Origin of the sequence: Solibacillus isronensis (genome assembly GCF_023715405.1) — a bacterium.
Lineage (GTDB): Bacteria > Bacillota > Bacilli > Bacillales_A > Planococcaceae > Solibacillus > Solibacillus isronensis_B.
In genome coordinates this window covers 412,702-434,899 of the sequence record NZ_JAMBOC010000001.1, presented here as the reverse complement: position 1 = coordinate 434,899, position 22,198 = coordinate 412,702, and the positions used below count along the sequence as shown (strand labels likewise).

At 38.5% G+C, this 22,198-nt stretch carries 24 protein-coding genes and 1 other annotated feature; of the genes, 5 read left to right on the top strand and 19 right to left on the bottom strand.

The window, feature by feature from the left end; translation table 11 throughout:
* Nucleotides 1-1,269, bottom strand: coding sequence for a histidine--tRNA ligase (hisS, locus tag M3166_RS02090; RefSeq protein ID WP_251686880.1), 1,269 nt, complete (start codon nucleotides 1,267-1,269; stop codon nucleotides 1-3).
* Nucleotides 1,270-1,354: 85 nt separating this feature from the next.
* Nucleotides 1,355-1,590: a binding site (T-box leader), on the bottom strand.
* 153 nt (nucleotides 1,591-1,743) lie between these two features.
* On the opposite strand from hisS, the gene M3166_RS02085 reads away from it, so the two are divergent.
* Nucleotides 1,744-3,348, top strand: coding sequence for an N-acetylmuramoyl-L-alanine amidase (locus M3166_RS02085; RefSeq protein WP_251686878.1), 1,605 nt, complete (start codon nucleotides 1,744-1,746; stop codon nucleotides 3,346-3,348).
* Nucleotides 3,349-3,420: 72 nt separating this feature from the next.
* On the opposite strand, the gene M3166_RS02080 is transcribed toward M3166_RS02085, so the two are convergent.
* From M3166_RS02080 to M3166_RS01995, 18 genes are all read right to left on the bottom strand, one after another.
* Nucleotides 3,421-4,620, bottom strand: a complete 1,200-nt coding sequence (locus tag M3166_RS02080; protein ID WP_251686876.1) for an iron-containing alcohol dehydrogenase — start codon at nucleotides 4,618-4,620, stop codon at nucleotides 3,421-3,423.
* 137 nt (nucleotides 4,621-4,757) lie between these two features.
* The gene (locus M3166_RS02075) at nucleotides 4,758-5,543 is read right to left on the bottom strand and encodes a vWA domain-containing protein (protein WP_251686874.1); all 786 of its coding nucleotides are present in this window, start codon (nucleotides 5,541-5,543) and stop codon (nucleotides 4,758-4,760) included.
* A gap of 167 nt (nucleotides 5,544-5,710) precedes the next feature.
* Complete coding sequence (locus M3166_RS02070) at nucleotides 5,711-5,932, bottom strand: phosphate-starvation-inducible protein PsiE (protein ID WP_079527783.1); 222 nt, start codon at nucleotides 5,930-5,932, stop codon at nucleotides 5,711-5,713.
* Nucleotides 5,933-6,146: 214 nt separating this feature from the next.
* Nucleotides 6,147-6,710 (bottom strand): NUDIX hydrolase, encoded by a 564-nt coding sequence (locus M3166_RS02065; RefSeq protein WP_251686872.1) that lies wholly within the window; start codon nucleotides 6,708-6,710, stop codon nucleotides 6,147-6,149.
* Between the two features lie 115 nt (nucleotides 6,711-6,825).
* A complete protein-coding gene (locus tag M3166_RS02060) occupies nucleotides 6,826-7,254 on the bottom strand; it encodes a GatB/YqeY domain-containing protein (protein WP_251686870.1) in 429 nt (142 codons plus the stop codon).
* A gap of 83 nt (nucleotides 7,255-7,337) precedes the next feature.
* The gene (locus M3166_RS02055; protein ID WP_251686868.1) at nucleotides 7,338-8,558 is read right to left on the bottom strand and encodes a hypothetical protein; all 1,221 of its coding nucleotides are present in this window, start codon (nucleotides 8,556-8,558) and stop codon (nucleotides 7,338-7,340) included.
* Nucleotides 8,551-9,048, bottom strand: a complete 498-nt coding sequence (locus tag M3166_RS02050) for a sigma-70 family RNA polymerase sigma factor (protein WP_251686866.1) — start codon at nucleotides 9,046-9,048, stop codon at nucleotides 8,551-8,553. The genes M3166_RS02055 and M3166_RS02050 overlap by 8 nt, the downstream gene beginning before the upstream one ends.
* A 102-nt stretch (nucleotides 9,049-9,150) precedes the next feature.
* Nucleotides 9,151-9,807 carry a phosphate signaling complex protein PhoU gene (phoU, locus tag M3166_RS02045; RefSeq protein WP_251686864.1) on the bottom strand — a complete coding sequence of 219 codons (657 nt, stop codon included), beginning with the start codon at nucleotides 9,805-9,807 and terminating at the stop codon, nucleotides 9,151-9,153.
* A gap of 18 nt (nucleotides 9,808-9,825) precedes the next feature.
* On the bottom strand, nucleotides 9,826-10,599 hold the full coding sequence (gene pstB, locus M3166_RS02040) for a phosphate ABC transporter ATP-binding protein PstB (RefSeq protein ID WP_251689992.1): 774 nt from the start codon (nucleotides 10,597-10,599) through the stop codon (nucleotides 9,826-9,828).
* Nucleotides 10,600-10,653: 54 nt separating this feature from the next.
* Nucleotides 10,654-11,532 carry a phosphate ABC transporter permease PstA gene (gene pstA / locus M3166_RS02035; RefSeq protein ID WP_251686862.1) on the bottom strand — a complete coding sequence of 293 codons (879 nt, stop codon included), beginning with the start codon at nucleotides 11,530-11,532 and terminating at the stop codon, nucleotides 10,654-10,656.
* Nucleotide 11,533: 1 nt separating this feature from the next.
* Nucleotides 11,534-12,478 (bottom strand): phosphate ABC transporter permease subunit PstC, encoded by a 945-nt coding sequence (gene pstC / locus M3166_RS02030; RefSeq protein ID WP_251686861.1) that lies wholly within the window; start codon nucleotides 12,476-12,478, stop codon nucleotides 11,534-11,536.
* 105 nt (nucleotides 12,479-12,583) lie between these two features.
* On the bottom strand, nucleotides 12,584-13,555 hold the full coding sequence (locus M3166_RS02025; protein WP_251686859.1) for a PstS family phosphate ABC transporter substrate-binding protein: 972 nt from the start codon (nucleotides 13,553-13,555) through the stop codon (nucleotides 12,584-12,586).
* A gap of 159 nt (nucleotides 13,556-13,714) precedes the next feature.
* A complete protein-coding gene (locus tag M3166_RS02020) occupies nucleotides 13,715-14,128 on the bottom strand; it encodes a response regulator (protein ID WP_251686857.1) in 414 nt (137 codons plus the stop codon).
* 52 nt (nucleotides 14,129-14,180) lie between these two features.
* The gene (locus M3166_RS02015) at nucleotides 14,181-16,391 is read right to left on the bottom strand and encodes a peptidoglycan D,D-transpeptidase FtsI family protein (RefSeq protein ID WP_251686855.1); all 2,211 of its coding nucleotides are present in this window, start codon (nucleotides 16,389-16,391) and stop codon (nucleotides 14,181-14,183) included.
* Nucleotides 16,392-16,582: 191 nt separating this feature from the next.
* Nucleotides 16,583-17,026, bottom strand: a complete 444-nt coding sequence (locus tag M3166_RS02010; protein WP_251686853.1) for a universal stress protein — start codon at nucleotides 17,024-17,026, stop codon at nucleotides 16,583-16,585.
* A 165-nt stretch (nucleotides 17,027-17,191) separates the two neighbouring features.
* Nucleotides 17,192-17,629, bottom strand: a complete 438-nt coding sequence (locus M3166_RS02005; RefSeq protein ID WP_251686851.1) for a DUF1801 domain-containing protein — start codon at nucleotides 17,627-17,629, stop codon at nucleotides 17,192-17,194.
* Nucleotides 17,630-17,913: 284 nt separating this feature from the next.
* Nucleotides 17,914-18,519: a superoxide dismutase gene (locus tag M3166_RS02000; RefSeq protein WP_251686849.1), complete on the bottom strand. Its 606-nt coding sequence runs from the start codon at nucleotides 18,517-18,519 to the stop codon at nucleotides 17,914-17,916.
* Between the two features lie 236 nt (nucleotides 18,520-18,755).
* Nucleotides 18,756-19,235 carry a DUF456 domain-containing protein gene (locus M3166_RS01995; RefSeq protein WP_251686847.1) on the bottom strand — a complete coding sequence of 160 codons (480 nt, stop codon included), beginning with the start codon at nucleotides 19,233-19,235 and terminating at the stop codon, nucleotides 18,756-18,758.
* Nucleotides 19,236-19,380: 145 nt separating this feature from the next.
* On the opposite strand from M3166_RS01995, the gene M3166_RS01990 reads away from it, so the two are divergent.
* The 4 genes from M3166_RS01990 (at nucleotide 19,381) to M3166_RS01975 (ending at nucleotide 22,128) form a co-directional block, all read left to right on the top strand.
* Entirely contained in the window at nucleotides 19,381-19,887 is a 507-nt protein-coding gene (locus M3166_RS01990; protein WP_251686845.1) for a DUF1189 family protein, read from the top strand.
* Nucleotides 19,888-19,960: 73 nt separating this feature from the next.
* Complete coding sequence (locus tag M3166_RS01985) at nucleotides 19,961-20,296, top strand: hypothetical protein (RefSeq protein WP_251686843.1); 336 nt, start codon at nucleotides 19,961-19,963, stop codon at nucleotides 20,294-20,296.
* A gap of 128 nt (nucleotides 20,297-20,424) precedes the next feature.
* Nucleotides 20,425-21,534, top strand: a complete 1,110-nt coding sequence (gene ispG, locus M3166_RS01980) for a flavodoxin-dependent (E)-4-hydroxy-3-methylbut-2-enyl-diphosphate synthase (protein WP_079527831.1) — start codon at nucleotides 20,425-20,427, stop codon at nucleotides 21,532-21,534.
* A gap of 18 nt (nucleotides 21,535-21,552) precedes the next feature.
* Nucleotides 21,553-22,128, top strand: a complete 576-nt coding sequence (locus M3166_RS01975) for a 5' nucleotidase, NT5C type (protein ID WP_251686840.1) — start codon at nucleotides 21,553-21,555, stop codon at nucleotides 22,126-22,128.
* Nucleotides 22,129-22,198: the final 70 nt, after the last annotated feature.

The following is a 22,198-nucleotide window of genomic DNA, read 5'->3' as shown; positions in this document are numbered from 1 at the left end:
CTATTTGTTTTCTAAAACGTATTGGACAAGCTGACCGAATTCCACTTTTGTCTGATCGCCTGTTTCCATTGTTTTGACGTTTACTGCTTGCTCTTCTAATTCTGACTCACCTAGTACAATGACAAATTTTGCATTTGCACGGTCGGCAGCTTTCATTTGCGCCTTCATTTTTCGGTCTAAATAATCCATATCTGCTGAAATGCCCTTTGCACGGAATGAACTTACAAGCTCCACTGCTTTTAGTTTTGCCTCTTCGCCCATTGCTACAACATACATTTCCAGATTATTACCCGTAGCAAGCTCAATATTTTTAGCTTCCAGCGCTAATAATAATCGTTCAATTGATAGGGCGAATCCGATACCAGGTGATTCCGGTCCGCCAATATCTTCAACTAAACCATTATAGCGGCCGCCACCGCAAAGTGTCGTAATTGAACCGAATCCATCACCGGTAATCATAATTTCAAACGCCGTATGGTTATAGTAATCAAGACCCCGTACTAAGTTAGGGTCCACTTCATAGGAAATGCCTAGCACATCTAAATATTGTTTTACTTTTTTGAAGTATTCAGCCGAAGAATCCGTTAAATAATTTGTTAGCGCAGGAGCAGTTGCCATCGCTGGGTGTTTTGCATCTACTTTACAATCTAAAATGCGTAAAGGATTTTTCTCCAGACGGCTTTGACAATCACTGCAAAGTTCTCCAACGACCGGAGTAAAATGCTCGATTAACGCACTACGATGCGCATCACGTGTTTCTTTGTCACCTAATGAGTTAATGACTAATTTTAAATCCGTCAAGCCAAGTGTTGTATACACATCCATTGCAAGTGCCATTACTTCCGCATCAATCGCTGGATCGGCTGAGCCGATAGCCTCTACACCAAACTGAACAAATTGACGATAGCGGCCTGCCTGTTGACGTTCATAACGGAACATTGGACCTGTGTAGTAAAGTTTAACAGGCTGATCTGCCTGACCAAACATTTTATGCTCCACATATGCACGTACCGCTGAAGCTGTTCCTTCTGGACGCAATGTTAACGAACGATTTCCCTTGTCCGTAAATGTGTACATTTCTTTTTGGACGATATCCGTTGTATCGCCTACACCACGTTGAAATAGTTCTGTTGACTCAAACATTGGTGTGCGAATTTCGTTATAGCGATATTTATCACATAAATCACGAATGACACGTTCTACATACTGCCATTTTTCAGATTGACCCGGTAAAATATCCTGTGTTCCTTTAGGTACTTTAAAATTCATAAAAGCACTCCTCTCTTAGTTGACCAAACTGTTCGCGTGCTAATTAAGAAGAAAATAAAAAAAGCTCCCGCCCCTTGCAAAAACTGCAAGGGACGAAAGCTTGTATAATCTTCCGCGGTTCCACCCTAATTGATGTATGACTACATCCTCTCGAATTCGGATAACGGCCGATTCCGTCTTCCCCTACTAGAAAAAATTTTTTCGAGGAAACGCCTCTCAACTGTTGTTCACATGTTACATACTGCAGGAAAGATTCCAGCCTAAGTCTTTCCCTCTCTTTTCAGCATTGGCAACCGCTACTTGTTTGGTCATTGGCAATGTTACTTTTGTTAAATTAACACTAATCTTAATGATGTCATGACAAGTTGTCAACCATTTTCAAAAAAACGCTATATTTTTTGTCATAAATGCTTTTATAATATAGGGGTATATAGTGAAAGGTCATTTAACTAAATTATTATAAAGGAGGAAACTATGAAAAAAAATAAAATAATAATAGGTTTATCATTTTTATTATTATTCACAGCGATTGTTCCGTATTATTTTTCCGCTCGCCCTGCTCATGCCAACGGGGAACCATTATATGTAAACGCGGAAATTTTATATTTACGTGAAGGTCCAGGTCTTTCTTATCCGATTCTCGATACATTAAAAGAGGGAACTGAGATGATTTCGATTGAAAAACAAGGTGATTGGCACCATGTTCAAGTCGGACAACAAAAAGGATGGGTTGCGGCATGGCTTGTAAAAACAGCAATCGGTCAAACAGACTCGTCAACTGAAAAGACAGTCATTTCTCAAGTAAACTCTTTAAATGTTCGTGTAGCACCATCATTATCCGCTTCTGTACTGACAAAAATCTCTTCCGGGACGGAAAGTAAATTTTTAAAACAAGAACAGGATTGGATTCAAATTCAGTTCGGCGAGATGACAGGTTGGGTATTTGCGGAATATGTCACAGTGAAAGAAGCGAATACGGAAAAGCCGGCCCCCCCTTCTGATAACGGACAACAGGAACAGTCAAATGAGCCAATACAACAAATTGACCCGAATACATTTACCGTTAACGTAAATGCTGTCAACATCCGAAAAAAACCTGATTTAACATCTAAAAAATTAGGGCTTGCCACTGAAGGACAACAATTTAAAGTTGTCAGCCGAAATCATAATTGGGTTGAAATTGAATATGAAAAAGGTAAAAAAGGTTGGATATACAATTTTTATGGAACGTTTACAAAACAATTGAAACAAAATCCTTCATCTGAAAAAGAAGAAACGAAAAACTTTGTTACGATTATTTATAACGGGACAAATTTAAGGGAATCCCCTTCGACTTCTTCAAATGTTGTTGTCATTGCAGATGCTGGTCATACATATCCGATAGTGGAAAGTGAAGGCGACTGGTTTAAAATCGCAGTAAATGATCGTCAAACCGCGTACGTCGCAAACTGGGTTGTCAGTGAAAATGATTCACAAGGAACTACATCTAAAAATAATACAAGCGAGGCAGCCGAACGTAAAAAAGGTACATTAAAGGGCTTAACAATCGTACTGGATGCGGGTCACGGCGGTAACGACCGTGGTACTACCGGTGTTCGTGGAACAGACGAAAAAGAGATTAATATTATTACAGCAGAACTGCTACGTTCCAAATTACAGGCTGCCGGTGCAAATGTTGTCATGACACGTGAATCCGACATTTTTGTCGACTTGCGAAAGCGTGTTGCAGTATCACATCAGGCAGGTGCCGATGCGTTTATCAGTATTCACTATGACGCAAATGAAGATAGTTCAGTGAGCGGCTTTACGACCTATTATACGAACGGTTATCAGCAAAAGCTTGCGGAATATGTTCATGAAGGATTGGCATCAAAAGTTAGCTTGAAAGATCGAGGACCACGCTTCGGCAACTATTTAGTACTCCGCGAAAACCGTCAAAATGCTATATTACTTGAGCTTGGCTATTTAAGTAACCCTTCTGAAGAAAGGGCAATTACTACAGATTATTATCGGGAACAAGCAACACTTGGCATTTATCAAGGGTTATTAAACTACTTCGACGACCAGCTTGAACAATAACATATAACAATAACAAACCCCAATTTTCTTTAAAAGAAAATCGGGGTTTACTTGTTTAAATAGCTCTATCCATTATTCCTGAATGATTTGGTATAAATAAAACATTTCATCTTTATTTACAATGCGCGGTACCGGGTAAAGCGGATTCGCTTCTTGTAATGCGCGCTCCACCATCAATGGCACATCACGGTTAATGATTCCTGTTATTTTTGGAGGAATTTCCATCTTGTTATTCAATTCTTCAATTGCTTCGATAAATAACTCTGCCTTTTTTTCATCACTGTCTGTTATTTTTCCGATGCCTACAATTGTCGCAAGTTCTGCTAACGGCTTTGCAGCGCTTTCCCCGTAAAATCGAAGTACATGCGGCAGGATCACCGCATTGGCAAAACCGTGCGGAACTTGATAAAATCCGCCGAGTGTATGAGCAATGGCATGGACGTAGCCTACATATGCACGAGTAAATGCAAGCCCTGCCAAATAAGAGGCGCGTTGCATTTCCGTTCTAGCTTTCATATCTGTCCCATCTTCATAGGCACGTACTAAATACTTAAAAATAAGAATAACAGCCTCGCGGGCATATTTCCTCGTTTCCTCAGTATTGCTTTTTCCAATATAAGCTTCCACTGCATGTGTCAATGCATCCATTCCCGTTGTAGATGTAATATGAGGAGGCAAATTAATTGTTAATACCGGGTCCAATACAGCATAGTGCGGTACAAGTACCGGATCCATAATGGCGAATTTCTCATGTGTTTCACTATTTGATACGACGGAGGCAATCGTCCCTTCGCTCCCCGTACCAGCGGTTGTCGGAATAGCAAAAAACGGCGGCATTTCTTTTCTTACTTTAAATAAACCTTTTAAATCAGCCAGTGATTTTTCTGGGCGTGCGATTCTTGCTGCAACCGCCTTGGCACAATCCATCGGTGACCCTCCGCCAAATGCTATAATGCCATTACAATGATGCGCATAATACAATTCCATCGCTTCTTCAATATTTGTGAAAGTTGGGTTTGGAACCGTTTTATTATAGACCACAAATGCAATATTTTGCTCCTGTAAGCCCTCTAATAACGTATCCATAAGCCCCAGCTTGTGAATTCCTTCATCGGTAATCACTAAAAGCATATTTAAATCTAAACTTTTCACAAGTTCAGGCAATCTATCGAGGCTGTTTTCCCCTTGGAGTAATTCTGGCTTTCTCCAGTTCATAAGCTTCATACCGACACGCATGGAACTTTGGACGGTTCTGCAATAGGCTGTATACATTGAACGAAACACTCCATTTCTCTCTATTTATGTATCCTTTCTTTAAATATTCCGCATCTTCTTTTAAAATTCCTTGTTTATAACAAAATCCGCCCAATTAAAAAACGAACCCGTAACGGATTCGTCAATAAAAATCATTAATCGTTTGCAAAAAATACTTTGTCGGCAAATGCAATCGGCTGACTTTCAAAATTGGTCTCGCTCATTGCGATGACGGCCAGGTCGATATCAAGCTCCTGCATTTTTCCTGCCGTAACTTGTTGTTCAAATTTATGGAAATCGGTAAATTGATTGTCCGTAATAATCATGAGGTCCCGCTGATTATCAATATTATCTTGAGTAAACAATTCAATCGCCTTGTCTATTGCCGGTAAAATCTGAGCATCTCCAGTTAAATACTGCTGTAAAAATTGGTCGAACAATTCAATATCAATTTTTCCATTTTTAAAAAGAAGCGGTTGAGCAGGTTTATTACTAAACGGAAGAATAATTAAATCCCTCTTCTGGACAGCACATAAGTTAAATAGCGGTAATATGGTCCCTTTAGTAAAGGCTTCATACTCCTGCATGGCGTCGGATTGCTGTACGATGACAATCATCGGCGAATAACGATTTTTCATCTCATCAAACGATACATACAATACATTTCCATCTATAACCATCCGATCTTTCAGCAATTGCTTTTGTTGCTCAATCGGAAATAAATAATCTTTATCCTGTATTTTTGGCATCGTTGCTTCCACTTCTGCAATCATTTCTTCCAGTGCAATTGCAATTTCGATAACCTCTATAAATAGTGGTTGTTGACCAAATTTCTCAAGAAACTGTTGCTGCTGATTTTCATCTAAAGCTTGAAAAGATGCGTTACGATATAAAAAATGAAGAATTTCATCGGTTAAAACAGTCTTATATTCATTTGTCATGTGAAACCCCTCCATCTGTTTTCAAATCAATACCGATAGTATAGCGAAAATCAATATTAAAAAGTAGTAATTTAAACTTCGCACGAATAACTGACTTTATATTCGTGTTTTTCTGCATAAAAAAAGCGGTATCTCTAGGATACCGCACCACACATAAATGTATGTAATTATAATTTTTGAGTTAAAGCGTGTAAAGTATCTTTCAAATCACGATCGTTATTTGAAAGCTCGATTAAGTTTTCTAAACGTTCGTGTAAGACAGGACGTTCAATTACTAGTTGCTCATCTAAAACTTGAACAAATAATTCAATAAGCATACGATTTTGAATTAATAATGCTTCTTCCACTCGGTCTGGGTTAATTTTATATTCTTTTACTTTTTTCGCCATTTGAAAATAGCCTCCCTTTTGTTTATACAACGTTATTTTAGCACACGGCTGTTTAATTTTGTGAAATTATTTCATTTTCAGCAATCGTTTGTGTTTTTCTGTACATCAGTCAGTTGTATCCAGAAAATCTTCGTATGAAAAAACTTCATCCCATGGCATGAAGTTTTGAAAAGCTGTATTGTTAAATACCAATTTCATCAGCCGATCTTTGCGTTTAACAGCCGATTTTTTTTACCTTTTCAATAATTTTCTCATAGATTGGAATCATATGCGCTTCTGTACATTTTTCAGCAACTTCATCCAATTCGATCCAGCCGACTTCACTGTTTTCATCGAGCTTCGCCTGAAACGTTGCTTCATCTCCGACTTCAAATATATAAGTCACATTGAAATGTAAATGTGCCGCAACATATTTCCCGTTCTTCATATGTCCGATAACCGGCAGTATATCAAGCGAAATAATATCTTCCTGGATTGCATTTGCTTCTGGAAGACCTGCTTCTTCCATCAGCTCTTTTTTGGCTACATTAAATAATTCCGGATCACCGTCTGCATGACCGCCCATCCAGCCCCATGAATTATAAATATTATGATGAGCCATTAGTACGCGAGTACGGTCCGGGTTGAATACAAAAGCAGAAGCTGTAAAATGCAGAACTTCATTGTTTCGTGTCAGGACATCCGACAAAGTTGCCATTGCACGTAAAATGATGTCCCGATCCTTTGCTTCCTGTTCATTATATGGTACATACTGTTTAATCTGTTCATGTAAGGTCATTGTAATCCTCCCTATTCTAATCCTTTTAAATTGTAAAAAGTAAGTATAGAAATATAGCGAAAAGGACGTGACCGCAAAATAAATGCGGCACACCTCCTTTTCATAGATTTTCGATTTAGGAAATGAGCGTTTTGACAACTTTTGAAATTGTCGCCCCATCTGCTTTTCCATCAAGTAATGGCTTTGCAATTTTCATTGCATCTCCCATATTCATTCCTGAGGCAATACCTGCTGCCTGAAGCTCAGCTGAAATTTCTTCCTCTGTTAACTGTTTTGGTAAAAAGCTTTTCAAAATAACTAACTTTGCTTCTTCTTTTTCTATTAGGTCTGAACGTTCCGCTTGCTTAGCACCTTCCAGTGACTGGTTTGTCTGCTTAATTTCACGATTAATGACAGCAGTTTCTTCCTGTGGCGTCAATTCCGCGCCCTTTTCCTTTTCTGCAGCATCCAATGCGGACTTCACTAAAGTCAATACTCCTTTAGCTAACGCATCTTTGTTTTTCATCGCTTGCTTTAATTGGTCAAATACAATTGTTTTTAACATGCTGTCTACCCCTTTACACTTAAATAAGTACGTAACTTATTTGAATTACCTTTATTGTACCATGTACCCTTTCATTTCATAAATTATTCATAAATAAATTGTTGAAATAAAGTTAATATTTTTTTTGAAGTAGATTCCGTAAATGTGGCCAACTCTTTCTTACCAAACTGAAGGATATAAAGCAGATCTTTCTCGTTCTGCCAAACCGTATAGGATTTCCCTTCAATATGGACAATACAAAGCGGCGGCTCCAGTATTTCGATTGCCTCTTCATTTATAAGTGTAGCTTTCTCGTATATCTCGTTAAATTCTTCTAGAACTGGTTCGGTTAATGATATCTCTTTTATTTTTTGGGCGTGTTCTTTAGGCAAAAGTATTTCCAGACCATAATGAAGACCTACACCTGCGAATTCAATTCCTATTCTGTCTTCTGAAATTACCGTTTCTTTTAAATTTACATAATCGCCTACTTGAACCGGCTTTTGCGGATCGTTTATAAACCATGCAGCAAATTTATCTACAAAAATACGAGGGGACATCTGATTATATTCGTTTGTTGTCATATTTTTAACAAATAAAAACATATTATCCTCTACCGCTACTACTGAACCAGAAGTACTTGAACTTTTATTAGCTGAAATTATAATATTATGTTGTTCTTTAAACTGATCTAATTGTGATTTATAATGTACTTCCATGTAGGAGGATCCCATGAAATCTCCATAGGAATTAGCAATTCCCGGTAGCATTTTCGCGTAATCCTGATACATTCTCTCTTCTAACTTTTTAGCATAGGCAAACCTCTCGATTAATAGAGGGGCAATATTTTCATCAAATTTTTCTTTAGAAATATGAGCAGAAGCTGATGCCAATACCCCTGCAAAATCTCTTTCTCTCCATTTTTGTTCTAGGAGATTTTTCGCCTGCTGACGATCCTCATCTGAAATCGTAATTCCTGTACTCTTTGCATATTTAGGTATTCCTATAATCTCCACCATTTGTAAGTAAGCATTAGCACGACTAGTCTCTATATCGCCTTTATAATCCATTTCTTCAAGTGCAGTGATAAATTCAAATAAATCTTCATTCGTAGGTTGGTCAGCTTGCTTAATATCCATCATTTGCGGAATAAATAACTGCCAGGTAAAAAGGAATAGAGACACAATTACTACAGGCAATAAATAGTAGCCTATTTTTACTCTTTTGTTACGAGGCTTTTTAAGTAATAGAGCATTTTTTACAGCAGTTTCACTTTCCGTTAAATCTCCTGCAACATCCATTAATGCTTTTTTGAACTCATTCATGACGAAGCACCTCCCATTCTCCTTCCAGCACTGGCCTTAATTGTTCGCGTCCCCGTCTTAAACGGGTCTTTACAGTATTTTCGTTAATCTGCAATATGGCCGCCACTTGCAGGACACTCATTTCTTCGTAGTAATACAATATAATTGGTTCCCGGTATATCAATGGCAGCTTTAAAATAGCTGCCCCGATATTGGAACGTTCTTCTTGCTGGATGACATGATCATGGTCCGTCGCTTTCATCCACCATTTCGTATCAAATTGTATTTTTTTATACGCCCAGCTCTTTAAGTAATCTTTACTTTTATTAACCGTCATCTTTGTTAAATACGCTCTTAATTGACCGCTTTCCGAGTAGTCGGACTGCATAAATTTTATGTAAACATCCTGTACAATGTCTTCGGCAGCATGGCGATTTTTTGTGTAAAAGTATGCGATGCGCAATAAATGCTTACTGTATTCATCAATAATCTGCTCGATATCCTCATTCATATTACGCCGCCCCCCTTTCTTACATTGTAAACGATTGCCAATTATCCGACGTTTCAAAAAAACAAAAAAGTATAAGAAGTTTCCTCCCTATACTTTGGACATTTAATTATTCAGCTCATAATGCTTCCCTTTTACAAGGTAGAATAAATGCTCGGCAATATTTGTTGCATGGTCTGCCGCACGTTCAATACAGCGGCATACGTAGGATAAACTTGTCACTTGCGCCACATGTTCATTGGAAACAGACAGCTTCATTAAGTTACTGAGCGTATTGCCTGTTAATTCGTCGACTTCATCATCAAGATTCGCAATTTCTTTTGCCTTGATTGTATTTTCCTCTATAAATGCATCGACAATTTGGCGCAGCATTAAAATCGTTTTATGGAACATTTCCTCAATCGGTTCCACGCTTGTGACAAAAGGTGCATTCCCAATGCGTATCGATTCCTTTGCAATATTGACCGCATGATCCCCGATTCGCTCCATATCTGATGCTGCTTTGATGACAACGATTAAGCGACGCAAATCAGTCGCAACAGGCTGTTGTTTTGCAATCAGTAAAATCACACGGTCATTGATCAATTCTTCCAACCGATTAATTTTCGGATCGGTATCAATTACCTGTAGAGCTAAATCAATATCCTTTTTTAAAAAGGCTTTAAAAGACTCCTGTAATGCATGAATACTTAAATCACACAGCTCCATTAAATCTTGCTGTACCGCTATTAGATCTTGTTCAAAGCGTTCTCTAATCATCATATCATTCTCCTTTTCTCATTATCCAAATCGACCGGAAATATAGTCTTCGGTGCGCTGATCTGACGGCGTCGAGAAAATGATATCTGTTTTATCAAACTCCACGACTTCCCCGTTCAGGAAGAAGGCCGTTTTGTCGGAAATACGTGCTGCCTGCTGCATGTTATGTGTCACAATGACGATCGAATACTGTTCTTTCATCTGCTGTACAAGCTCTTCTACTTTTAAAGTCGAAATCGGATCAAGCGCTGATGTCGGCTCATCCATTAAAATGACATCCGGTTCGATTGCAAGGCAGCGTGCGATACAAATACGCTGCTGCTGACCACCCGATAATCCATAGGCATTTTGGTTTAAGCGATCTTTTACTTCATCCCAAATGGCTGCACCACGTAATGACTTTTCAACAATTTCATCGAGAATTTTCTTGTTTTTAATCCCATGAATGCGTGGGCCGTATGCGATATTATCGTAAATCGACTTTGGAAACGGGTTTGGCTTTTGGAATACCATACCGACTTTCGTTCGAAGTTCTTCCACTTCATAGCCGTCCGAAAAAATATTGCGGCCACGGTAATTGATCTCCCCTGATGTACGTACGATTGGCACAAGTTCAACCATCCGATTTAATGCTTTAATATAGGTCGATTTCCCGCAGCCAGAAGGCCCAATAATTGCCGTTACTTCATTTTCTTTCATGTCCAAGTTGATATCTTTTAAAGCATGGTGATTCCCATACCATAAATTAAAGTTATTAGACTGCATGACATTCGCCTGATTCGATTCGATGCCCATTGCAGGTTGACGCACATTATTTTTCGTTAATAGTTGGACCATTCCATTTCACTCCTAATATCGTTTTTGGAATTTATTTCGAATAAAGATTGCAATGGAGTTCATCGTTAACAGGAAAATCATTAATACGATGATTCCGGCAGATGCCACATACTGGAACGCTTCTTGCGGACGTTTTGCCCAGTCGAAAATCTGCATCGGCAAAGCGGTAAATGTATCGAGATAACCCGTTGGCAAAAATTGTAATATCACCGGGATTCCGATTACTACTAATGGTGCTGTTTCACCAATTGCGCGTGATAACGCTAAAATACTACCCGTTAGAATTCCCGGTATAGCAGCTGGAAGAACAACCCGGACAATCGTTTGCCATTTCGTCGCACCCATTCCGTACGAAGCTTCACGCTGTTCGTTCGGTACCGCACGGATCGCTTCTTGAGCCGCTACAATGATTACCGGTAATATAAGTAAACTCATCGTCAATCCCGCGGCCAAAATACTTTTTTCAAAGCCAAACAGTCGAACGAAAATTGTTAGTCCTAGTAAACCGAAAACAATTGAAGGAACTCCTGCCAAGTTAGAAATATTTATCCGGATAAAATCATTTAATTTGTTTTGCTTTGCATATTCCTCCAAATACAGCGCTGTACTTACCCCTAAAATAATCGAGACAGGAGCAACTACGCTCATTAGCCATAAAGATCCGACCAGCGCTGCTTTAATCCCTGCATTTTCGGGAATACGTGACGCGAAGTTTGTAATGAAATTCATATCTAAAAAACCAAGTCCCTGCGACAAAATTCGGTAAAGTAACATACCTAAAGAAACAAGGGCAAAACTTGTAGCAATAATGAAAATGATTTTCCACAATTTATTCGAATTGAGGCGTTTATTCATCCGCTTCATTACTAAATCTTCTTGAATATAGCGCATATTAATACTCCTCTCGGAAGCGTTTTGAAATATAGGTTGCGAGTAAATTCATCGCTAATGTGAAAATAAACAATGTGAATCCAACAGCGTAAATCGAGTAGTAAATTGTTGTACCATAGCCGGCATCACCTGTCGTAACTTGCACGATATAGGCGGTCATCGTTTGAATCGAATCCGTAAAGCCAAAGTCGAATTTTGGTGTAGATCCGCCTGCCAGTGAAACAATCATCGTCTCCCCTATTGCCCGGGAAATACCTAATACGACAGAAGCGACAATTCCAGATAATGCGGCTGGCAGAACAACTTTCACTGCTACTTCGAATTTTGTTGCACCTAACCCTAATGCACCTTCCCGAATCGACCTTGGAACTGAGCTCATCGCATCTTCGGACATTGAAGTGATCATTGGAAGTATCATAATTCCGACAACGATCCCAGGACTGATTGCGTTGAAAATTTTTAAATCTGGAATAACCGCCTGTAATATCGGTGTAATGAATGTTAAGGCAAAGAACCCGTAAACAATCGTCGGTACACCTGCAAGTACTTCTAAAATCGGTTTAATGATTTTTCGTACACGTTCTGATGCATATTCACTCAGATAAATGGCAGCGCCTAAACCGAATGGCACTGCTACAATAATAGCAATCAGTGTAATTTTAAATGTCCCGAATATTAATGGTAATATTCCATACAACGGCTCCTTACCTGAGAATGGCAGCCATTCTGTACCAAATAAATAATCTGTAATCGACACTCGCGTAAAGAATTCGAATGTCTCGAATATTAGTGTAAATACAATCCCAAACGTCGTAAGAACCGAAATCGTCGCTGCTAGAAATAACCCCATAGGTACTAACTTTTCGATTACTTTCTTTCCTTTGCGATTGCGCGAACGTTCGATTAATTGTTGGACACTTACTTGCTCCTGTTGTTTAAGAGCCATGTGCGAAAACTCCTTCCAGTCATCTATATAAATTAAATCAATCAATTTTCAGAATTAAAAAATGTGTGGGGCATGAGAGCCACCCCACACTATTAAACATCGAAATTATTTTAGTGTTTCCAACTCTTTTAAAGCTTCTTCATACTTTTCATCTGGCAGGCCAACATAACCTACTACTTCTGCCATTTCACCAGCGTTTTCAAGTGTGAATTTCATGAAGTCATATGTAGCTTCATTGTCTTTAACCGCACTGTTTTTCACATAAACGAATAGTGGACGTGATAATGGAGAATATTCACCTGATTCGATTGTTTCGTTTGTCGGTTCCACTCCGTCTACAGTTACAACTTGTAATTTGTCTTTATTTTCCAGGTAGTACGCATAACCGAAATAGCCGATTGCATTTTTGTCTGCTGTTACACCTTGTACTAACACGTTGTCATCTTCAGATAATGTTGCCGATTTAACAATGTCTTCACCATCTAGAATGATCTCATCGAAGTAATCATACGTACCTGAGTCAGAACCTGGTGAGTAGAATACGATTTCTTCATCCGGCCATGATGGATCAATATCAGACCATTTTTTCGTAGAACCGTCTTCAACCCAAATCTGTTTTAATTGATCAACTGTAAGATCTTTTGCCCAAGTATTTTCAGGATGTACAACTACTGATAAACCATCGTAAGCAAGTTCAAATTCTGTATATTCTACTCCTGCATTTTTAAGCTCTTCCATTTCAGTATCTTTGATTGGACGAGAAGCGTTTGAGAAATCCGTTTCACCATTGATGAATTTTTCGAATCCGCCGCCTGTACCAGATACACCAACTGCTACGCGTACATCTTTTTGTACCGCAGCGTATTCTTCAACTAACGCTTCTGTAATTGGAGCAACTGTTGATGAACCATCGCCTACTACGTTACCTGTTAATTGTGCGCTGCCAGCTTCTGCTTGTTCTGTGTTTGTTTTTGCTGAAGTTGACGTTTCATCACTATTTTCTTCTCCGCCACATGCTCCTAAAAGAATTGCTGAACCTAGTAAAGCTGTTGATGTTAAGTACTGCCACTTTTTCATTTGTAATTCCTCCGCTTGTTTAATAGATGTTTTTCTTACATTTCCAACTATAGAGAAAATTTATTAAGCTTATATAATTCAGCCGTTAATTGAATGTAAAGCTTTGTAAATAAAAAAGACAATTTACGGTAGCTCTCCGCAAATTGTCTCATTTTCTTCTTATTGAATCTTTTTTACACTTTTTATGTTAATAAGTTTAATAGAATGTTCTGTAAATGTTGGCATTTCCTTTTTTGTCTTTACTTTATGTACATAAAGTAAAATCGTTTTTGCATCTTTTGGATGGACATAGCCTTCAAACGTCGCATTATATAACACCGAACCATCCCGCAAAGTAACCGTCGCTTTTTTAGCGACGACCAGCTCCCTCAAAAAGGGAAAGGCTTTAATATTCCGTTCACGTTCAGCACGGACTAAGCGTGGTTCCAGTATTAGCAGGAGCCCTTCAAACATAACGATATATATAACCGACATTAAGATTATGAGCCACACCGGCATGTCCATAAATGCTAAAATCGCTGCATTACTTAAGGCACCGACGATAACGACAATATGTACGATTTTCTTTCTCATCGAATCTTCCCCTTAAAAAAATCCCGTAGCTAGACACTACGGGATCTTTATTTTATTCATTTACTGTTTCGACTTCTTCGTCCTCATCCAGCTTTTCATCAGAATGCTTAATGATTGGTTTTTCTACTTTACTTGTAGATAAGCCCTCATCCGCATATTTGTTTTTTAACTCAAAATATGAATCAACTAATTCACGAGCCGTCAAATTCGCCTGTGGTAAATAGTTATTGTTAAAGTTCGTCGTTGCCCATGGATAGATGACTGCATATGCAATCTCTGGGTCATCGTACGGAGCAAAACCTACATGGACAATGTTAATCGTGTTCGTTTTCCATTTATCACGCTGTGGTCCATAGTAAACTACCTCGGCTGTACCTGTTTTACCAGCTGCTGTATAGTCTGCCGTTTCAAATTGACGACGAGCAGATCCATTCGCACCGAAGTAAACGCGGCGTAAACCTTCTTTAACATGATCAATTTCCTGTTGGCTGTTTTCAATTTTGTTTAAAATTTTAGGTGTTACTTCTTCCACAACTTGCCCTAAATATTCTCCATCTTTAGACGGGTTGCGAATTTCCTTTAACATTCTTGGTTGGATGCGGTAACCATCATTTGCAATAGTTGAAATATATTGTGCCAATTGCATCGTTGTATACGTATCAAACTGTCCGATTGCCAAGTTTAATAGTTTTACATCGGTATCCGGGTCAGCCTGATAGCCAGTTGATTCACCAGGAAGGTCAACCCCCGTTGGTACACCTAGTCCAAACTGCGCATATTCATTTCGCATTGTTTGCAATGTACCTGATGCTAAACTAAATCGCATACCAGGTGAATACGTACGACCGCCAATACCCATCGCAATTTTGAACATATAGACGTTTGATGAACGCTCTAATGCCGTCAAATCATTCAGCATAACACTACCAGTCTTGTTGAATAGTGTATTTAAGGTAATGTTACCGATTCGCATGGGTGAATCGAGCATGACAGTTCCTGGCTTAATAACTCCTTCATTGTATCCCATTAGGACGGTTGCTGCTTTTACAGTTGACCCAGCTTCATATGCAGACGTAAATGTACCGTAAGAATAGTCAACGATATAAGGTTTGCCCGTGTCTTTATCTTTTTCAATTTTTTTACCAACTACCGATAAAAGCTCGCCGGTTTTTGGATTCATTGCAACTAAAAAGCCGCGATCCAGTAATTGGGAACCACCTTTAGCTTTCAATTCCAATAAATATTTTTCTAAAATTTCATCAGCTTTTTGCTGGAGTTCCACATCGATCGTTGTTACTAAATCTTTACCGGGCTCCCCTGCGAAAGTCGTCATCGTTTCAACCACTTGACCTTTTTTATTCGTGATGTTTTTAACGACCGATTTTTCACCTTGCAATATTTCTTCATACTGTGCTTCAAAATAACTTTCCCCAACACGGTCGTTACGAGAATAATCACGAGCCAAATAATGGTTCAGTTTCGATTTAGGCACACCTTTACTTGGTACCGTTGTTCGGCCTAATATTGCCAACGGGGATAATCGTACGCGTTTCCAATCGGTTGTCGTATTCACACCAGGCAGATCCGCCAACTGTTCTGAAACTCGGGCAAACTCTTCTGGTGTAACATTCTCACCTTTAATAATTTGCGGTGATAAATTATAGCCCGTCATCATTTCACGATAAATGGCCAGAACTTCCAGGTCAAATTCTGTAAGCTGCTCCAATTCTTTATCTGTAATCCGATCCCGAATCCGTCGATCGTATTCTTTATTGATTTCCTTCGTTTCTAAATCTTCATTTTCAAGTTGGAATTTCGTCATTTCCTTTGTTGTAACTTTTTCTTTTGCCTTTTCCGGATTCCGTAAAATCCAGAAATCTAATTTATCTCGATGGGTCACTTTTTCTGTCGGCTGCTCGATGATATGTGCAAGTTTTTCTGCAATTTCAAGCATTTCAGCGGATTTTGTCGTTTGCATTTTTGTATACGTAATCGCATTTTCTGGCTGATTATCAACTAAAATACGACCATAGCGGTCAAAAATACGGCCACGGGGTACACTTGTATTCACCCGTACTTCCTCTGTACGCTCTAATGCGCGGACATAATCTTCACCTTTTACAATTTGTATATATCCTAGACGAAAAATCAGTAATGAGAACAAAACAAATATTGAAAAGAAAAGGACATTCATCCGAAAAGTTAAACTTGCCCGTTGCTTTGCCTTCGGATTTTGCTGACGATTTTGCGTAATTTTGCGCAAAGAACACTTCCCCTTCCTTACTTTATGTAGCGTGTACATGAATGTATAGTCATAGCTTTTAGTATAACACTGAAAACTCTACGAAAAAAGAGTTCAGATTTTAATTATTCATCTTTTAGACGGCTGTGCTTTTATAAAGTTTCATAAAAAAAGAAGCTTCACGAAAATAAATGTGGAGCTTCGGCATTTAATTAAGTATTTCTTACAACAAGGACGTCACAGCGGGCATTTCTTAAAATCCCTTCCGATACGGAACCTAGGAAAAAACGGGCTAATTCCCCTTTTCCTGTTACGCCGCAAATAATTAAATCAATTTCTTCCTGCTGAGGGATATCTCGTGCGATAACGTGCTTCGGTGTCCCGTATTCAATAATTTTTTTGATATTTGTAAACCCTGACTGCTGCGCTTTTTTCTCAAAAGAATCTAAAAGATCCTTTTTATTATTCGTAAACTTTTCCGCCATCTCAAAGTTATAGCCTTCTGAAAATGCAAAGGAACGAGTATCAATTACATGAACAATATACAGCTTACTTCCGACATTATTGATTGCAACTTGCACAGCTCTTCTAAAGGCAATCAGCGACTCCTTTGATTCATCCACGGCAACCAGTATATTTTTGTACGTCATGCTCATCTATTCCTCACCTCTTTATAGTTTATTCATCTGAAGTTTGGTTTAGGTGTACTTACGACTAGAAGAGAAGGAATAATCAAGAAAAAAAGCCTTGCAACCGGAGTTACAAAGCACGTCAGAAAATTTAGAACAATATTGGAGTATACTTATTTAACCAGGTACTGTTTATTTCTGCAATGCATTTTCATAGGTAGTAATCCACTGCTCCACCGTAATCTTTTTACTTAGTTCCCCGATCAATTTATATGGTATATGTTTTGTTGAAGTAAAACGAATACAGCTTTTCCCCATATTCAGCTTTGTTGGAACCGCTTCGGCATAGGATTCCTGAAACCATTTGAGAAGTTCAGGATCACTGTAGATGCCCATATGATAAAGCCCAATATGGCGTTTTTGTGGAGCAAGGGCCAAAAACGGTAGTGGTGTACCCGGTGTTACATGATACCCTTTTGAATAGGTTGTTAATGGCACATTATATACGATCATATTCCGGTCAATTGATTTTTCAAACCCTGGAGGCAAGTTTTCATCAATTGTCTCCATTAATTTTATATAAGCACCGTGCCACTTCTCATCAATTTGTGCGATAAATTCATCAATCATGCACTGCACCCCAATTCTGTTTATTATTTTTGAGCGTAGCAAATTACTGTAAAAAAATACATAAAAAACGCATGGAAGTAACGAAACTTCTCATGCGTTATATGGTTAACCTATTTTGTACCTGCAGCTTCGCTTTTGGTACATAAACAATTAAATTTGAGTGTTCAAATTTAATTATTTTGCTGCTTGGAATTTAGCTTCTACTACGTCCCAGAAGTGCTCCTGTCGCTTCGCTTTCGTCGCAAACTGGTTGTCCGTTTAGTATATAGCTACTTCTTCGCATATTATTTTGCAGCTTGGTATTTAGCTTCTACTACGTCCCAGTTCACTACGTTCCAGAATGCACCGATGTAGTCCGGACGACGGTTTTGGTAGTTTAAGTAGTATGCGTGCTCCCAAACGTCTAAGCCTAAGATTGGCGTTTTGCCTTCCATTACTGGAGAGTCTTGGTTTGGAGTTGAAGTAACAGCTACACCGTCACCATCAACGATTAACCATGCCCAACCTGAACCGAAACGAGTTGTTGCAGCTTTTGCGAATTCTTCTTTGAAAGCGTCAAATGAACCGAATTTCGCATCGATTGCAGCAGCTACTTCACCTACTGGAGTGTTAGAACCGCCTGGAGCGATTAATTCCCAGAATAATGAGTGGTTAGCATGTCCGCCACCGTTATTACGTACAGCAGTTTGTTTGTCAGCTGGTAAAGCATCGATGTTAGCGATTAACTCGTTGATGTCTTTGTCAGCGTATTCAGTACCTTCTACTGCTGCGTTTAAGTTTGTTACGTAAGTATTGTGGTGTTTAGAGTGGTGAATTTCCATTGTTTTTGCATCGATATGTGGTTCCAATGCGTCGTAAGCGTAAGTTAATTCTGGTAATTTGAATGCCATGATAATATTCCTCCCTGGAACAAGTAATTAATGTTGATTACAATACTAGGTTATCAAAAAATGATTCCTCATTCAATGAAAAAAACAGTAATATTTGCATTTCAGTCTTTTGACGGAAAGGCTCGCATTACTTGTCTTACCTGTTGTTAGTAATCTTTCCTTTACTAGTGTAAGCGATATCTATTTGATTTTACAAATATTTGCTCCTTATCAATTCAATATCCTTCAATCCTAAACTAAATGGCAATAAAAAATAAGACAATCATAACCACTTGAATAATCCCTTTTGTTACGACCGATGTTAAAAATCCTACAACTGAACCAACACCAACTTTAATTGCCTGCTGTAGATTGCTTCGTGTCACAATTAATTCACCGATGATCGCACCGATAAACGGCCCCGCGATAATACCCGCAAACGGAATAACAAATGGACCGATCAATAGACCAATCGTACTTCCCCACATCCCAGCTTTTGATCCGCCGAATTTTTTCACTCCGACGAGATTTGAGATCGTATCCGCTGCAAATAACAGTGCAACAAAGAGAAGCTCAATTACCCAGAACCACCACGGCAATTCGGTAAAACTGTAAAATAGCCCATAAACGATAAACCCGCCAAGTAAAAATAAGACGGATGGGATAATCGGATATACTAAACCGATAAACGCAATCACAAACAGCGCTATAATAAGTGTCCATGCAATAATATCCACTCATTTCACATCCTTTCAAATCTTCTTCCTAATTATGTTTTCACAAATTATACGTAATGTACGAAGAAAAGATTCAATTTATTTTTCCGAGTTCAAATCAAAATTTTTTCATGTTACACTACTTTTAAAGGAGTATTCGATTATTATGAAAATTTCACATATGCAGTTATTTATACATAGTTTAACGAGCCCTAAAAAATTGGGTGCTTACCGAATTCTATCAATCGGTAAAGTGATGCAGTATGCCTTTTTAATGATTACCCTCATTACCGCTTTTTCATTCGGTCAATTTATCAATACCGGTACAGCCGAGATTTTCGGCTATTCGGAAATTGAACAATATGCCAAGAATATAGAGTGGATTGTTTATCCGATTGCCATTGTATTTTTATTCGTACTGAATACGTCGATTTATTTTATTAAAGTAAGTTTATATGCACTTGCAGGTCTGTTTTTCGTTAAGCCGATGAGACGCCGCGGCGAATATCGGCAAGTATGGCGAACAGCTGTTTTTGCAAGTACTTGGGGAACATTTATAACGATGTTCGGAAATCTGTTTATATTCTCACAAACAGTTATCACAATTAGCAGTATTTTTATTACAATGCTCTTTATAATCGTTGCATTAACAAAATATCCCGTACAAAAATAATAAATTCTCCTTATGAATCATATAGTTTAACAATCTATTAACGAGTTGATCTGTAGAGATAAGGAGGATTTTTTTGCGCTTTTTAATAGCTTCCATTGTGCTTTTGCTGTTTGCGTTTGTCATTAAAGTAGATTTACAGGAAGGTACGCTCCCATTAGCCTCCTTTTATGCTGCTCCGCAATCGTGCGAGGAAGCAGAAAAAGGAAGCTATGTAGTCGTGAAAATTCAGCAGGACGATACCATTTACAGCCTATTTTCAGCAACACCCTCACCTATTAAAACTACTTTCCCTGAAAGACTTGCCCAATTTTATCAACTTAATCCGCATTTAAATTTACAGCCACTTGTACCAGGAGATACTGTCCTAATCCCAATCATCTCGAACGTGAAGGAAAATTGTCTAAATTGACTTCATAATGTTTCTTCCTTGTTCTTCTTTTCATACACTGATAAAATAAGGAACAGTGACGGCTTACATATCGTTATATCTATTAGGAGATGTAACACATTAAAAGCCTGAAAAGGAGAGAATTTTTCATGAGTGAAATCGTTCACCGTACGAAAACACGTCCTGTGCGTGTCGGTAACTTAACAATTGGTGGTAATAACGAAGTCGTAATCCAAAGTATGTGTACGACGAAAACACATGATGTAGAAGCAACAGTTGCCGAAATTAAACGTTTAGAAGAGGCAGGTTGTCAAATCGTACGTATTGCAGTACCAGATGAGCGTGCTGCAAATGCAATACCTGAAATAAAAAAACAAATTAATATCCCATTAGTAGCGGATATTCATTTTGATTACAAATTAGCATTAAAAGCCATTGAAGGTGGCATTGATAAAGTACGTATCAACCCAGGTAACATCGGGCGCCGCGAAAAAGTAGAGGCAGTTGTAAATGCGGCAAAAGCAAAAGGTATACCAATCCGAATCGGTGTTAACGCCGGTTCTTTAGAGCGCCATATCCTCGAAAAATACGGTTACCCTACTGCAGATGGAATGGTAGAATCTGCATTGCACCACATTAAAATTTTAGAAGACTTGGATTTCCATGACATTATCGTTTCGATGAAAGCATCAGACGTAAACTTGGCAATTGAAGCATATGAAAAAGCATCAAAAGCATTCAATTATCCACTTCATTTAGGTATTACAGAATCTGGTACATTATTTGCCGGTACTGTTAAATCAGCTGCCGGTTTAGGTGCGATTTTATCTAAAGGTATCGGGAATACTTTACGTATTTCTTTATCTGCAGATCCAGTGGAAGAAATTAAAGTAGCTCGTGAATTATTAAAATCATTCGGCTTGGCATCAAATATGGCGACATTAATTTCTTGTCCGACTTGTGGCCGTATCGAAATTGATTTAATTTCAATTGCCAACGAAGTTGAAGAATATATTTCAAAACTGAATGTTCCGTTAAAAGTAGCTGTTTTAGGCTGTGCAGTAAACGGTCCTGGTGAAGCACGTGAAGCAGATATCGGTATTGCCGGTGCACGTGGCGAAGGGCTTTTATTCATGAAAGGTAAAACAGTTCGTAAAGTTCCGGAAGAAACAATGGTGGAAGAACTGAAGAAAGAAATCGATAAATTAGCTGCTGAAATGGTGGCAAAGCGTGAAGCAGAAGCAAATGCAACTGTTTAAAGAAATGAGGTAATGGAAATGACAAACTTAAAACATCGGTTCGGCATTGATATTGACGGGACTGTTACATGTCCTGCCACATTGATTCCACATATTAATAAACAGTACAACATTAATATGACGCTACAAGATGTAACGGAATATGATTTTTTAAGTGGCTTTCCGCACCCTATAGACCGCGCACAGTTTCAGGCCTGGTTTAAAGAAAACGAGCCACGAATGTATGAAGTGAGTGAGCTTGCTGCAGATGCACACCGTATTTTAACAGCCTGGCAAAACCAGTATGAGCTTTATTATATTTCTGCACGTGGAGAAAATGTTTTCGATATTACGAAAAACTGGTTTGACCAATTTAAAGTACCTTACGACCATATCGAATGTATCGGCAGTCATAACAAAATTGCCATCGCAAAAAAACATGCAGTAGAAGCTTTTTTCGAAGACAAACATGATAATGCAGTGGAAATTGCCGAAGAGCTTAAAATCCCTGTCATTTTATTTGATACACCGTACAATCAAATGCCTGTACCGAATAACGTCATTCGCGTTAATAATTGGGTAGAAGCTAACGATTGGATCCTTAAAAACTTTTAATTGAACTAAACCAATTTCCATTGAAACTAAAAGGGCCAACTCAGCGTAATCTTGCTGAGTTGACCCTTTT